At 34.1% G+C, this 14,902-nt stretch carries 16 protein-coding genes; 13 read left to right on the top strand and 3 right to left on the bottom strand.

The features are described from left to right. Nucleotides 1–262 precede the first annotated feature (262 nt). Nucleotides 263–640 carry a DUF2809 domain-containing protein gene (locus tag IPI31_06940; GenBank protein MBK7567552.1) on the top strand — a complete coding sequence of 126 codons (378 nt, stop codon included), beginning with the start codon at nucleotides 263–265 and terminating at the stop codon, nucleotides 638–640. A 328-nt stretch (nucleotides 641–968) separates the two neighbouring features. Next, nucleotides 969–3,149, top strand: coding sequence for an FG-GAP repeat protein (locus IPI31_06935; GenBank protein ID MBK7567551.1), 2,181 nt, complete (start codon nucleotides 969–971; stop codon nucleotides 3,147–3,149). Nucleotides 3,150–3,274: 125 nt separating this feature from the next. Here IPI31_06935 and IPI31_06930 read toward each other — a convergent pair whose 3' ends face one another. Together IPI31_06930 and IPI31_06925 are read right to left on the bottom strand one after the other, a co-directional pair. Then, nucleotides 3,275–3,700: a hypothetical protein gene (locus tag IPI31_06930; GenBank protein ID MBK7567550.1), complete on the bottom strand. Its 426-nt coding sequence runs from the start codon at nucleotides 3,698–3,700 to the stop codon at nucleotides 3,275–3,277. A 1-nt stretch (nucleotide 3,701) separates the two neighbouring features. Continuing rightward, a complete protein-coding gene (locus IPI31_06925; GenBank protein ID MBK7567549.1) occupies nucleotides 3,702–5,162 on the bottom strand; it encodes an META domain-containing protein in 1,461 nt (486 codons plus the stop codon). 271 nt (nucleotides 5,163–5,433) lie between these two features. On the opposite strand from IPI31_06925, the gene IPI31_06920 reads away from it, so the two are divergent. From IPI31_06920 to IPI31_06880, 9 genes are all read left to right on the top strand, one after another. Continuing rightward, on the top strand, nucleotides 5,434–6,078 hold the full coding sequence (locus tag IPI31_06920) for a hypothetical protein (GenBank protein MBK7567548.1): 645 nt from the start codon (nucleotides 5,434–5,436) through the stop codon (nucleotides 6,076–6,078). Nucleotides 6,079–6,153: 75 nt separating this feature from the next. Then, nucleotides 6,154–7,494, top strand: coding sequence for a hypothetical protein (locus tag IPI31_06915; GenBank protein MBK7567547.1), 1,341 nt, complete (start codon nucleotides 6,154–6,156; stop codon nucleotides 7,492–7,494). Between the two features lie 170 nt (nucleotides 7,495–7,664). Next, a complete protein-coding gene (locus IPI31_06910; protein MBK7567546.1) occupies nucleotides 7,665–7,889 on the top strand; it encodes a DUF433 domain-containing protein in 225 nt (74 codons plus the stop codon). 5 nt (nucleotides 7,890–7,894) lie between these two features. Then, nucleotides 7,895–8,230, top strand: coding sequence for a DUF5615 family PIN-like protein (locus tag IPI31_06905; protein MBK7567545.1), 336 nt, complete (start codon nucleotides 7,895–7,897; stop codon nucleotides 8,228–8,230). Nucleotides 8,231–8,383: 153 nt separating this feature from the next. Then, nucleotides 8,384–9,307 carry an RtcB family protein gene (locus tag IPI31_06900; protein MBK7567544.1) on the top strand — a complete coding sequence of 308 codons (924 nt, stop codon included), beginning with the start codon at nucleotides 8,384–8,386 and terminating at the stop codon, nucleotides 9,305–9,307. Nucleotides 9,308–9,344: 37 nt separating this feature from the next. Continuing rightward, complete coding sequence (locus tag IPI31_06895; protein MBK7567543.1) at nucleotides 9,345–9,866, top strand: VOC family protein; 522 nt, start codon at nucleotides 9,345–9,347, stop codon at nucleotides 9,864–9,866. Between the two features lie 80 nt (nucleotides 9,867–9,946). Continuing rightward, nucleotides 9,947–10,381: a DUF1801 domain-containing protein gene (locus IPI31_06890; GenBank protein MBK7567542.1), complete on the top strand. Its 435-nt coding sequence runs from the start codon at nucleotides 9,947–9,949 to the stop codon at nucleotides 10,379–10,381. A gap of 15 nt (nucleotides 10,382–10,396) precedes the next feature. After that, on the top strand, nucleotides 10,397–11,002 hold the full coding sequence (locus IPI31_06885; protein MBK7567541.1) for a hypothetical protein: 606 nt from the start codon (nucleotides 10,397–10,399) through the stop codon (nucleotides 11,000–11,002). 166 nt (nucleotides 11,003–11,168) lie between these two features. Continuing rightward, a complete protein-coding gene (locus tag IPI31_06880; protein ID MBK7567540.1) occupies nucleotides 11,169–11,375 on the top strand; it encodes a hypothetical protein in 207 nt (68 codons plus the stop codon). Nucleotides 11,376–11,507: 132 nt separating this feature from the next. On the opposite strand, the gene IPI31_06875 is transcribed toward IPI31_06880, so the two are convergent. Further along, on the bottom strand, nucleotides 11,508–11,966 hold the full coding sequence (locus IPI31_06875; GenBank protein ID MBK7567539.1) for a hypothetical protein: 459 nt from the start codon (nucleotides 11,964–11,966) through the stop codon (nucleotides 11,508–11,510). 444 nt (nucleotides 11,967–12,410) lie between these two features. Here IPI31_06875 and IPI31_06870 point away from each other — a divergent pair, with 444 nt between their 5' ends. Further along, a complete protein-coding gene (locus IPI31_06870) occupies nucleotides 12,411–13,511 on the top strand; it encodes a hypothetical protein (GenBank protein MBK7567538.1) in 1,101 nt (366 codons plus the stop codon). A gap of 79 nt (nucleotides 13,512–13,590) precedes the next feature. Beyond that, nucleotides 13,591–14,760, top strand: coding sequence for a TlpA family protein disulfide reductase (locus IPI31_06865; protein MBK7567537.1), 1,170 nt, complete (start codon nucleotides 13,591–13,593; stop codon nucleotides 14,758–14,760). Nucleotides 14,761–14,902 lie beyond the last annotated feature (142 nt).

The following is a 14,902-nucleotide window of genomic DNA, read 5'->3' as shown; positions in this document are numbered from 1 at the left end:
ACACGGGACAGGGACACAGGACACGGGACACGGGACTTGAGGTAGGACATTGGAAATAGGAAATAGGACTTAGGATTATTCTGAGTTCTGTGTTCGGAGTTCTGAGTTTGGGGTTTGGGGTTTTCCACCTCTTGAGTTTCCCCACAGTGTTACGCGTAGCGAACTCTGTGGATTCGGAGCTGAAAGTTTTGGGTTGTAGATCCGATTTAATTTTATTTTTTTTTAATCGTTATTATAGATTTCCCGGGTTTACTATTCATTCATGTCGATCACGCTAAACAAAAATTACGCATTTCTAACAGCAGCACTTTTTATAACAGAAGCCTGCATCGCCATTTTTGTAAAAGACAAATTCATCCGTCCTTATTTTGGTGATCTTTTGGTGGTGATTTTAATTTATTGTTTTGTAAAAACATTTTTTAATACTCCCATTATTAAAACCGCAATTGCAGTTTTATTATTCGCATATTTTGTGGAATTATTACAATATCTTCAATTAATTGAAATTTTAGGATTACAACATTCCAAACTGGCCAAAATAATTATGGGTTCTGCATTTAATTGGTTGGATATGTTGATGTATACGGTGGGAATTGGAATAGTTTTAATTGTAGAATTTTTTTTTCGCAAGCGCAAGTGAGGCTCCAACTTTTTCAGTAGGGGTCTCACTGGGGTGAATGGTGAGTGGGGAGTAGTGAGAGTCGTTCGCAGCGAGTATAGATTTCACTCGGAGACTTTGATTAACGAAAATGAGTAATGAGTTATGAGTAATGAGTTTACTTTGAGTTGTTAAGAATGTTTATTTTTTCCATCAAAGTTTCAGTTCGGAGGTAACAGTAACCTGCGTTCGATAACCTATTCATTATTCATAACTCATTACTCATTCAGATTAATGTTTCACGATTTTCTACCGGACTCACGATTCACAGTTCCCGAAATGTGTTATATTTACAGACAAAATAATCAAGATGAAACTATGGAATACCCGGAATATTCAATTTATACCTGCATACTATAAGTATACCTTTGTTTTACTATTAGTATTTTCAATTTCTACAAACATTTTTGCACAAATACCCGACCCTCCCATACCAATCCCAATAACACCAAACTGGACCTCCGAAATTGATCAGGCTTCTGCCAATTTCGGTACTTCGGTTGCACAGGCAGGTGATGTAAATGGAGATGGATTTGATGATGTATTAATTGCCGCACCTCTTTTTGATAATGGTGAAGCTGATGAAGGAAAAGTTTTTTTATATTATGGAACCGCCACAGGAGTTTCGGCAACTGCTGCATGGACCTATGAATCCAATCAAATAAATGCACAATTGGGTTCTAGTATTTCGGGTGCCGGTGATGTAAATAATGATGGTTATGATGATGTAATAATTGCCGCAAAATTATTCGACAATGGACAAATAGATGAAGGAAAAGTATTTGTATTTTATGGATCGGTTACCGGACTTTCTGCAACTCCAAACTGGACCAAAGAAATAAATAAAACAAATAATTATTTTGGTTATGATGTTGCTGATGCAGGAGATGTAAATAACGATGGTTATGATGATATTTTAATTTCTGTTGCTTCATACGATGCCGGATTTTCACATGTAGGCATTGTTTTTCTTTACCTTGGTAGTGCAACCGGATTAAATTCCTCTGCGAGTTGGAATGCCTCCGATTATGACGGCGAATCAAATTATGGTTATTCGTTGTCAGCCGCAGGTGATGTTAATGGAGATGGATTTGATGATGTAATTGTGGGTGCTTATGCTACAGGATTTGATGGTCAGGGATGTGTGTATGTATTTCACGGTAAACCGGGAGGATTACAAAACACTTCTGCATGGGTGGATTGCGGTGGTCCTGATGGCGCCCTCCAGGGAAGATCAATTTCTTCTGCAGGTGATGTTAACGGTGATGGTTATTATGATATTATTATCAATTCAACAGAAGGAGATGGCGATGAAAATACACCAGTCATAAGTTTATTCCACGGAAGTGCGATCGGATTATCAGAATCACCAAATTGGTTATTAGTATCAGGGGATTTTGGTGGTGTATTTAATTGGGCCAATGTATCCGGTGGTGGAGATGTAAATAATGATGGATATAGTGATATAATTCTCGGTTCATCAGGTTATGATAACGGGCAGACCAATGAAGGTGCAATATATGTTTTTACGGGAAGTGCGGATGGAATTCCGGGATCTACTTCCTGGATATCAGAATCGAATCAGGCAAATGCATATTTAGGATCTGAAGTTGCAAATGCAGGTGATATAAATGGAGATGGTTATGATGATATTATTGCATCAGCACCATTTTATGATAACGGTCAAACCGATGAAGGGCAAGTGTATGTTTACCATGGAAATTCCGGATGTTTAGATCTTCCGGATGTTACATTAAATTTTAGCGATGATATTATTTGTAGTAATGATGGTGCAATTTTATTGACCGATGGTTCACCTTCCGGAGGATTTTATACCGGTACGGGAATTATGGGAACTAATTATTTTAATCCGAATACTGCAGGAGTTGGAACACATACAATAACATATACCTATATAGATCTATCCGGATGTTCTGCTATTGCAAGTGATGAATTAACAGTAGTTGAAAATCCCGCAGCCGCCACAACTCTAGGCTCTGCAAGTTTAAATTTGTGCGTGAGTAGTCCAGTTGTTTTGGTTGCAAATACGGGAACGGATATTACTTATCAATGGTTTAAAAATAATGTTCCAATTCCCGGTGCAATTTATTTGGCATATTTAGCTTATACCACAGGAAATTATCAAGTGCAGGTTACTAATGCTGCGGGTTGCACTAAAATGTCATCGAAGAAAAAAGTAACACACAGTGGTTGTAAAGAAGGAGAAGAAATAAACAATAATGAACTCGTTATTTATCCGAATCCAAATAATGGTGTATTTAATTTTGAATATATTAATGATAAATTATTAAATGATAAAGTATCTGTAGAAATTTTTGATATGCAGGGAAGAATTGTTTTAAATGAAATTTTTATTGCAAATAATGGGGCGGTGAATGGAACAATTAATTCCAATTTATCAGGTGGAATTTATCAGGTGAGAATATTGCAGGGTGGAATTTATAAAATGAAGAGTATTATTATTAATTGATTTCTGGGCGTGTCCCTTTGGGCCGCGCTTTTCGCTGCAAGCCTGCCTGACGCAGAGCATCTGCAGGCAGGTCCTCGCTCGTGCCTCGCTGTGGGCTTTCCGCTACAATCGCTCACGCGGGTATATCACTCACATTGAATTTTTTTCAATACAACAGTACCAGGAAAATCGGTTATTGTATAATTGCCATCCACATAATATCCTTCCGTAAAAGTCTCTCCGTTTTTCTGAAAAATGACTTGCCTTGTGGATTTAACACCTTCACTCATAAAAGAATATATAGCTGTTAATTTATCTCCGCGTAATTCTCCTTTTATGGTTCCGGTATTCTTATCCTTTTCATAAAAATTATAGACCAAACTTCCTGATACATGATTATCTTCTATTGTAATATCCATTTTGATCGTATCTGATTTCGAAACATATTGATAACAATTATGCACTGCAGTTTCTGCTGCTGTATTCTCTTCCGCTTCATTAGCTTCATTCTTACAGGAAGTGAAAGCAGGTATCATCAAAATCAGAATAATTATATAATTTATCGTTCGCATATCATTGTTTTTTATTAAATTTCATCAATACAATTTCTCCCTCCATCAATAACAATTCACCAGTATTTGATATGTTATACTTGTTTACTCTTTGAAAGGTTTCCAAAAAAGACTGTTCACCTTCCCCCTCACAAAACATTTTGGTTGTTATCAAGTCTCCAAACAGCATGTTTCCATCCTCTATTTCCAAACTACTGCTAAAGGAGTTGCAACTTGTATTTCCACTCACTCTGGAGGCATTAAGGTCAAACATAATTGTTGGTTTTTTGGTTGGATATAATCCATCAAAGGTTATCTTTTTACCGGAAATATAAAACAACACCCAGTTGCCGTTAAGTTTAACCTTTTCAACCTGAAGCTCCGCATCGGAATTATTTTCAGGTAATTTGTTTGCGAGATATAAATACGGAGCCGGTAAATGGTGCTGAAATATCTTTTCCTTATCAAGTGGATAAATTTTAAAATACGCTGAATCACCCATTAATACTATAGTATTTCCAGTGCGGACATAATTATTACTTTCTACATATAGTGGTGCCTCAAATTCCGGAATGTTTTTTATTACATATTCCGACATCAGATCTCCAAGATATTTTTGATAATTGTTTTGCGCTTTACGCGAAGGTTTATCCAATTTTTTATAAACATGATTCAGCGCAACATTTTTAGGAAATTTTTGTTGTTTGATCATTCCTTTTGCCAATCGAAAAGGGTTTACCTCTGTAAAATCGTCGGTTGTTTGAATAGAAAAAGGAACTTCAGGAACCCAGTCGTTTGCATTAACCACATTGTAACTCCAACCCGTCTGTGTTATATTCTCATATTCATAAGCAAAAAATAAATTCCCCGGTTTTGGTCCCGCACTACAATAGGTTTTAAACTGAATATCTGCAGGCAATCTGCCTTCTTTTTGCAAACTATATAAATAGGCAGTCATTAAAAAACAAATACCACCTCCCTGGCTATGGCCTATTAAATAAATATCTTTTATTCCCGAAGCATAACAGGAATCGATTTTCGGCAATATGGTTTTACTTAAAAATGCAGTTGCAACCAGCCAACCAACATGCACTGCAGCTCGTGGATTTTCTGAAAGGGCATAATGAAATGTGTCCGTGGCCGATAGATTTAATTTACCTGTTGCAGGTACCATGGCAGCATAAAAGTTTGCTAACCAACTCACAGTATTTTCTGTAGTGCCCCGAATACTAATTGCAGCCTTATTATCCGCACTCGTCCATAATTCCCAAGCATTATCCAAAGCCACAATTGGCGACCTGTAATCCAATTCAAATTTCTCAGGAATTGGAATTCCTTCAAAGTGATCTGGATCAGTATGTTTAGCCGTCAAACACAATAATTCTATATATTCTGATTTGCTAAAACCCGGTTTAAGCGTTTGCGTGAAAGCAGAAGAAACGATCGATAAAACAACAACAAAAAGGATAAATTTAATTTTCATACTTCTATGGATTTAAGAAAACAATCATTGGTTCAAATTTAATCTCTTAATTAATTTAATGCACTTTCAAGCAGTCAAATTTATAAATTTTTGAAGGAAATTGGTTTGCATTCCACAAATTTGGCATGCAAAAAATGTAGAAAACAGGTCAACTCCGGGCAAAATTTATAAAAATTTCATTTAAACCTTGAAAAGCCTCCAAAAATTGCAGTTTCCCCAAAAAATAACATAAAGAGGAAATTCATTACATTTATCACCTAAAAATGGCAATATGAAAACCAGTGGCACTTATCAGGATGTTTATATAAAACGGGACGGCAAATTCGTGAGTCTGAAAAATGACGTAACGGAATTTTGCGAAAAATATATCAAACCGGTTCACCGTAAAAACTGGGATTGGTCGGAACGCGATTTTGATAACCCGAAAAATGATCCAACCGTTGACGAAGCACGTGCAATACGAAATGTAATTTTTAAGGACCTCAATTCCAAAAAGAATACAGAAGTGGATCTGTCCACCATGAATAATGTGGACGCAATTAAAGCATATTTAGATCCGAAAAGTAAACACGAAGAATTTAATATGAAAGAATTTGCCTTTGCAATAAAAGTGGAACTTGAACATGGAAAATTAAAAGCTGTAAATGTTACCAATAACCATCCTTTTTTAACTGCAATGATCGCACTTGCACACATGACCGAAACACTTACTTATTACAAACGTCTAAAAATAATGGAAGCAGAAGGAGAAATTTTCGAGATCATGCGCAAACTTTCCAAAACCCGCAGAGGTAAAGAAAAACTCCACGAAGACCTTATCAAAGCGGAAAAAGAATTAATTGAAGCTAAAAAAGAACTTGCAGAGAGATTAGAAAAAATGGATGATATACCGGTGTTGGAGGAGATTGGGGATTGAGCAAAGTGTGATGGGAATTAGGGATAATGGGAATTTTTGTAGTTTGCTATATAAGATGTTAACTAAGACTAATAAATGAAACCAATAGGACTATTTCTATTACTTACTTTTTTAACTGCAAATTCATTCTGCCAGCAAATATTTCATGACGCAAGATTTGCGAAAATTAAACAAATAGAGAATGGATATATTTCCTTGATTAAAGGAGCTAATGATAATGAACTTAAAAAGTTTCTGGTAAATAAATTTAAAGGATATTATGTTGAAGGTATTGCCCTACATGATAATGAAGGAAAGTTTATTTGGGTTCGTGCTTTTGACAACAGGATACTTTTTGATGTAAAATTCGAAAATAATAAGGTATTTGTTCTTAATGCAGATTGGCTTAATAACAAAGTGAATTCAAGTGCTGTACTATACGAAACTGTTTTAGACCTCAATGGAAAATTTTTAAATGAAAATAAAATATCTGATATCAAATCAAATGTTCCAAATTCAAGGATTCAAGGATTTTACGATGATATAGGGCAAATTTGGGAATGGACAAACTGGGAATATCATAAAAGTATCCTAATAAATAACTTAGAAATAATAGGAGGTAATAATAATAATATCAGAATAACTAATCATTCAACAGGTAAAACGTATACCTATTTTATCAAAGGTGAAAATTTAAAGGTTTTAACGCATGATGTTTATAAGAATAAAATTGGCTTTATTATAAGTGGAAACAGGATTGCACTCGAAAAGGATACCATTAAAATAAATGGGAATATTTTATTGGAATTTGAAACATCAGGAAATATTATAAATGCGAAATCAATAGCTACCAATGGAGTGAATATAGAACACCTCGAAATAATAAATGACGAATTTTTTATTGGTGGTTCATTTAAAGGGAACGATACATTGAAATTTGAATCTGCTGTATATTTTTTGGAGAAAACATTGAAATCACCTAAAAACAGATTTCGAGATGAATCAGCACGAAATGGTTTCGTTGCCAGTTTAAATGATTCATTAAATCTAAATTGGATACAAATTTTAAAAAGCGAGTATGATGTTAACCTTGAATCAATGAGTGTGCTTAATAAAACCATTGCTGTAGGTTTAGAATACAAAGATTTTGTAAACATTAATGGAATGGAAATCTTTTCTTTAAAGGACAGCAGTGAATATGAATACTCTGATGCGGCTTTGATTTTGTTTGATATAAATGGTGAAATAAATTCTGTTGAGCGTCTAATTGGTAATGGATATGAAAAAATTGGAGCCTTTTTAATGGATAATAAACTGATTTTATTTGGAGACTTTTTATATACAATGAAAGTATTCGACATCGAATTAAATGACCCATCAAAAAACAGTTGCAGTTTTCTGATATTTAAAGGAGATGAAACTATCGGAAAAGAATAACATTGCACGCAAGTTGGGTTTTCTTGCAAAGTGCTAAGGCCAAGTTCTGTGCTTCTAATGAAGTTTTGTGCTTATCATCCTGATTTGGGATAATCTAACAAATGTAATAGGCAACACCTTGAAGTTGAACCGTTTTTCGATTTCAGCATTTTGTTTTGTATCTTCGTCACATGAAACATTATTCAGAAATCATAACCATTGATCCGCAAGTCCGTTTTGGAAAGCCCTGCATTAGAGGAATGAGAATAACTGTTTATGATATTCTCGGTTGGTTAGCCTCCGGAATGACATCAGAAGAAATTGTTAAAGATTATCCCGAAATAACGGAACAAGATGTAATAGCTGTTTTAGCTTATGCCGCAGATAGAGAACATAAAATCAGGATTGCCTCGTGAAACTTTTGTTCGATCAAAATATTTCTTTTCGTGTAGTCGCAATTTTGAAGGAAGTATTTCCAGAAGGCAGACATGTAAAAGAATTTAATTTGCAATTTTCCACAGACAGGCAGATTTGGAATTTCGCGAAAGAAAATAAATTTGACATTGTAACTTTTGATGCAGACTTCTATGATTTGGTATCTCTGCTTGGACACCCACCGAAATTAATATGGCTGAGGCTAGGAAATACTTCAAGTAAAAATTTGGCCAGAATATTTTCACTTCATTCAGAAATTATTAAAAGTTTTCTAACAGACAACAATTATAAAGAATTAGCTTGCTTGGAAATTGATCAATAGGGGGAACCCTGAAAGACGCTTGGCAAAATTTAGTTTATGTGTTTGGAATTAAATTTTGAGGGAAGAAATCTTTTATTTATTCGTATGTTGCTTTTTCGCCGATCGCCAAAAGATTATTTGACATAATAAAGCATAAAATTTATCAGTCGAAAAATGGAAGTAATTAACTATTCAGCAGAACCACTTAACAAAGTTTACGGATGGTTACCCCACGATCTTCGGGCAGAAAAAGTGATTTTTTTCCCGGATGCATGTCCGGGTAAATCTCCTTTGCCTACAGGAACTGTTGTTTTTACTAAACAAGAGGATTGGCGAAAGTTTGCAATTTCTGATTGTGGTTGTGGTATGCTTTTTTGTGAAGCGAATTTAACTAAAGAAGATTTTAAAAGAGAGAAGTGGGATCAAATATATTACGATATTCAAGCTAACAAAGGAAAACTGGGTGACTTAGGTTCCGGCAACCATTTTCTTGACGCCTTAGAATCTTACACCGACGACAAACTTTATTTTTTAATTCATACTGGTTCCCGTAACGAATCTAAACTTGTTGACGACCTTATCGACCATCCCAAAAAGTTTGACACAAAGTTTTATGATGTATGCGAATGGGCTAAAGATAATAGGTTCGCAATTTTCAAACTATTAGAAAAACATTTTGGTCGCCTCAACCTCATTATTGATATTAATCACAACCATTTTGAACACACTGACGATGGTGTAATTATTAGAAAAGGTGCCGTTAAAGTCAAACCAGGTGAAATGACCATAGTACCTTCAAACATGAATGGTGATGTTGTTTTAATTTCCGCAACCCGGGAAGTTGAAAAAACATACAACTCACTTTGCCATGGAACTGGACGTATTATGTCACGAGGGGAAGCCAAAGAATTTGCCTCAACATTTGACTATAATGCATTGAGAGAGAAAATTTACATCCCCAAAATGATTGCAAACGACAATATAAAAACAGATGCACCATTTTGTTATCGCGACTTGGACAGCTGTTTAAAATTAATTGACAACTTAATTACAGTAGAGAAAAGATATAGTGTATTTGCCTACCTTGGTCAAATGTAACCAAGGAGAAATACCAATTAAAATATAAATTCAATATATGTCCAAAACAAAGAAACTCGAAACACCACTACTTAAGCCAACTCAAATTGCATACGTAATAAAAGACTTGGAAAAATCGAAAACATTTTTTCAGGAAATGTTTGGTGTTAAAAATTTTATGCCGACAGGCACTACACGATTACAGGATTATGATGGAACATATTACGGAAAAGTGGCAGATGCTGAAAATCTAGTTACCATGACATATTCAGGTGGTACCTTTATTGAAATTATCCAACCACTTTCAGGTAAAAGTATATTCAAGGATTTTATTGACAACAACCCTGCAGGTGGAGTTCATCATATTGCATATAGCACCAAGATCACAAACCTTGATAATGTTATCGCAGATTTTGAAAGCAAAGGATTTGAAGTTGTAAGTAGCTTTGATACACCAATTGCAAAAATTGTATTCTTTGATACGAGAGAAGAGATTGGTGTCTTTACGGAAATAATGGGGATTACGGAAGAAGGTGAAAAGGCTGTTGAGGAAATGAAAATGAGTATGAGTCAGGATTAAGTGTCAGACTTAAAATTGGATTATTAAATCAGGAGTTAATTGGTTTAATAATAATTGGTATACCGTAATTTTATATTTGTATGAACATACAAGACCAGGTCAAAGAATACATAAACAGTCAACCTGAATCAAAACGGAACGACATGCAAGAGCTGCACCGAGTGATTAGGGAAATAAACCCAAGCTGTAAACTATGGTTCCTGGATGGCAAGAACGAGGAAAATAAAGTTGTTTCTAATCCTAACATCGGGTATGGAATGTACACCTTAAAATATGCTGATGGATCAACCCGCGAATTTTATCAAATTGGGTTGAGTGCAAACACAACCGGAATCTCTGTATATATACTTGGAATCGATGATAAAACCTACCTTGCCAAAACATATGGAACTAAAATAGGAAAGGCGAGTGTGACCGGGTATTGTATTAAGTTCAAAACACTTAAAGATATAAATATTGAAATTCTTGCAGAGGCTATACGATATGGGTTTGAGGCGCAGAATGAAAAAAGCTGAGTAAATAATTGAATAATGCGCTACCTATTGCTTATATTGACAATTATTCTTACCTCTGATTCTCACGGTCAGCAAAAAATTGTTTTTAAAAAAGGATTAAAAAGAGAAGTTATAAAAATTGATAGAACAATTGGTGTAACTCTAAAAGGACAAAGTTTTAAATATGCAAAATGGGAATCAATCTGTCATGGATCAGAGGATTGTTTGTTGCAGAACAGTCTTTATAGATTAGACTCCATTAAAAAAGATTATATAGTTGTTAGTCAAGTTATAAATTACCATTGCGAAAATGATGTTGACACCATTTCGTATATTGAACAGAATATAAACCGCAAAGGTGTCACTCAGCAAAAAATTAATTTAGATGCCATTTCTTCCATTTCATTTTCCGATCATGAAAATTGTACCGGTTTCGGTATCAGCGTTCCATTAGCATGCTTAATGTTCATTGCTGGCGCGCCTATCGCGGCCTTTGCTGATGGAAAATTCAATCCCGGAATATTGATAATTGGCGAAATAATCGGAATTGGGATGACATATTTGGTATATAAACACGTTATAGGGTTAAAAGTGCGGACATTTGATCTTGCTGATTGGACAATAAAAATAAAGTCGAAATGAAATGATCAACAGTGGAATGGAAAAAGGGTTGATGGATATTTATGATAAACTGGACAAATTGTTAAGTAATAAATTATAAGTTACTTTACCTTTTAAGAACAAAATTGTAAAAAATACAGTTATACCTTAATACAACATAACATCTTTATAACACGAACCATTTATCATGAGTAAATATAATGCGTTGTGGAATTATATTAAAAAAAAGGGGAAACCATCAATTAAACTAACTTTTGAGGAAATTGCTAAGATTGCAGGAATTCCAATTGACCACTCTTTTTTGAATTTTAAAAAAGAATTGCTCGAATATGGATATGAAGTGGAAAAAATTTCATTAAAAGAAAAGATTGTTTTTTTTCAAAAACTTAATTAACAATTAATAAAACCAGAACTCCATAGAAGTCATCAAATATGACTTTAGAGTTACCAACAATTACTTCAAGCGAACTTTAGTTGCTACTATTATTGATTGATATGGTCAACATTAAATGTTAGCTTCACGCATTTATATTTTTTTAGTTGATTCAAATGCCCAATTTGCTGCATCCTCTGCATTTGAAAGTCCCTCAAAATCACCTCTCAAAGCCTTTAAAGCATATTTCTCCCTATCAATTTCTGGACGCGTCCGAACTTTAAAATATCGGAGTATTGGTATTGGTGGGCACCATCCCTGAAAAGCATGCCATATAAAAAAAAGCAATAACAAGATTGGCAAAATAATAGAGTATATATTAAAAATGAGAGATGAAGTTATTCCGCAAATAGCTAAGGCGGACATATTAAGAGCTAAAACCCGTTCTATGTCCCATTCCTTATCCAGTTGTTTGATACGTTGAGAGATCTCTTCCGGGTTTTTATCCTCAAAATTCCGGATGTTTAAAAGAATCTTTTTATCTATTGCAATATTCGCTTTAGTAGAAGTTACTTTTCTCACATTTTCACTCTTAGGTCCGGTTTTTTTCATAGTAAAGTGATTTAAAAAATAATTTAAAAAGGTAACAATAGTAAAGTTAATAAATTTTATTTTTCATTTTCAAGATTTATAGATATTAGAGAACAAAATGATGGCTAAAAAGAATGCTGTTTTAATTACTGAAATATTCTGAAGTTTTGGCAATTTGCTCCCGTTCTAGGTATTTGGAGTTATAATAATATATGGTAACTTTGAAAATTGAAACATGTAATTAATCTCGAATCAACACATATGCGAGGAAAATCCAGCGTGTAACTTTATTGAGAGCTTTGCTGAAGAATTAGTGAGGCTCTCGCTCTTAGCGAGGGTCTCACTAATGGTAAACCTTAATAAAGCTCGAAGTTTACAACTACGACTGGGACTGCGAATAATCCAGACAAAAGAACATGAAAAAAACAGTGGTTAATTATTTTCCTTTCAATCAATATAAAAAAAATGAAGTTATTAAATTTGATATTAAAGCTGATGGTGTTGTTTGTGATCAGCACTGTGTATATCTCATGCAAAGGTCAAAATACCTCTTCAACAGAAAACACACCAAATAAACCAAATATTGAACTTGGCGACACCGTAAAAGCGCTTGGTGACCATCTATGGTATATTTATCAGGATAAAAATAACCACTACTGGTTTGGAAGCAATGGCGAAGGTATATTTTATTATGATGGCAAAACAATATTAAATCTTACAACAAAACATGGTTTATCCTGCGACAGTATAAGACAAATTCAGGAAGATGAATTTGGGAATATGTTCTTCTCCACTTTAAGCGGAATTAATAAATTTGACGGCAAAGAAATAATTGTTTTACAACCCATAAAAAGCAACGATTGGAAGTTGGAAGCAAACGATATGTGGTTTAATATGTTAGGCAGAAAAAACGAACATGGACCATATAGATATGATGGAAAAAATTTATACGCCCTCGAATTTCCAAAACATTATCTCCACGAAGAATTTTATAAAAATGGTATCAATCCCTTTTTTAGCCCCTATGAAGTATACTGCATCTATAAAGAACCCAGTGGTGCAATGTGGTTCGGCACCTCTGTTTTTGGAGCATGCAGATTTGATGGGAAGTCAGTTAAGTGGATGTACGAACGTGAATTAACCATTGTTCCTCATGGTGGTTCCTTTGGAATCAGATCCATCTATGAGGATAAAAAGGGTGATTTTTGGATATGTAATACAAATCAACGTTTTAAAATGAATTTTGAAGAAACTGCAAAAAGCGATCGGCTGCAATATCAAAAAATAGAAGGAATTGGAAACGCAGAAATTTTTGATGGAGAAGAGTATATTTATTTTTCATACATTATTGAAGATAAAAATGGAGATATCTGGCTCAATACCTGGAGTAAAGGAGTGTATAAATATGACGGCACAAACATCACAAATTATCCTGTAAAAGACGGATCTCAAGATGTGAATTTAGTGTCGATGTATCAGGATAAAAAAGGCGATTTATGGTTGGGGACGCCGGATAATGGTGCATTTAAATTTAATGGTAACAGTTTTGAAAGATTTAAACCTTAGCTATTTTTGCAAATTATTTTATATCTGCATAACCACATATCTATCAAATTTATTAGAAACAAAAATTATTAAACATCCGATGAAAAATTTATTATTTTTTAGTATCCTGCTATATACTACCACATTAGTTACAGCTCAAATAAAGATCGGCGACAAAGTAGAATTAAACAATAAAGAATTAATTGGCATTAACGATGCCAAAATTGAAGCATCAAAAATTATTGTCTTGGATTTTTGGGCAACCTGGTGCGCACCATGTATAGCCTCCTTCCCGCATCTAGACTCTATTCAAAAAGAGTATAACAAAGAGGTTCAAATTCTGTGTCTGAGTGATGAATCAATTGAAAAGGTTTCCCTTTTTCTAACCAAAAGAAATTTTCCCTTGAACTTTTTTGTAGATAATAAACAAAATACATTTAAGTTGTTTGAGGTGGAAGGCAGACCCATGACAGCAGTAATTGGTTTGGATAAAACTTTGCAATGGGTTGGCCATTCAAACGAATTAAAATATGTGCTCGATAAAATGGTGAATAATAATTGGGTTGCAAGTGAATACACCGGAAATATTGGCACCCATTTTAATAAATATTATGCAAATCAAGAAAAGGAAACCAATAATACCAACTACTATACCTATCAAATTACCTCCAGCACTCCAGATGAAAAATATGAGGCAAAAACACAAAAAGGAACTCGTGTAGATAGTGCCATAAATATTACATATCAAGCTACACCGATCATAGAAATTGTTCAGGATCTGTTAAACGTTTCTGATCTGCAATTTAACACAGACCGACTCGATCTTGATACCACCTTAATTAATTTAATTGCCATTAGTAATTCTGCTAGAATAACCTATGCCATGGAAAAGGAAAAAATAATACGTGATCTTCAAGGCATTTTTAGTTTTGAAATAGAAAAAACAGACACCACTGTAATTACTTATAATCTAAAAATTGAAAACCCATCAAAACTGACTTCTTCCATTGAAACTATAGAAGGTGGGGGAATGGTGCAAACCACAGACAACACTTTTGTAGTAACGCGTTTATCACTTTATGAATTATCCGATTTTTTACAAAAGAAATTAAGAGTATTTATTTCCACTGAAGAATCTGCAGACATAAAATACAACCTGGTTTTACCCAAATTAAAATCGGTTGACGAAATGAAAAAAGTATTAGTGGATACCTATGGTATAAATTTAGTGCCTGCGGAAAAAACTGTAACTATTGTACAAATAAAATAGTGATTTAATATTTCTCCCTTGTCATAATTCTTTAATAAACATTTAAATAATCATCATAACGGCCATCCCATGGGCACCGTAAAATAAATTATCCCAACCACTATCGCAGATAACATTCCTCCTACTTTGATAATATCAACAA

The sequence above is a fragment of the Bacteroidota bacterium genome (genome assembly GCA_016706865.1).
Classification (GTDB): domain Bacteria; phylum Bacteroidota; class Bacteroidia; order Chitinophagales; family BACL12; genus UBA7236.
This window is presented reverse-complemented; position numbering and strand designations above follow the sequence as displayed.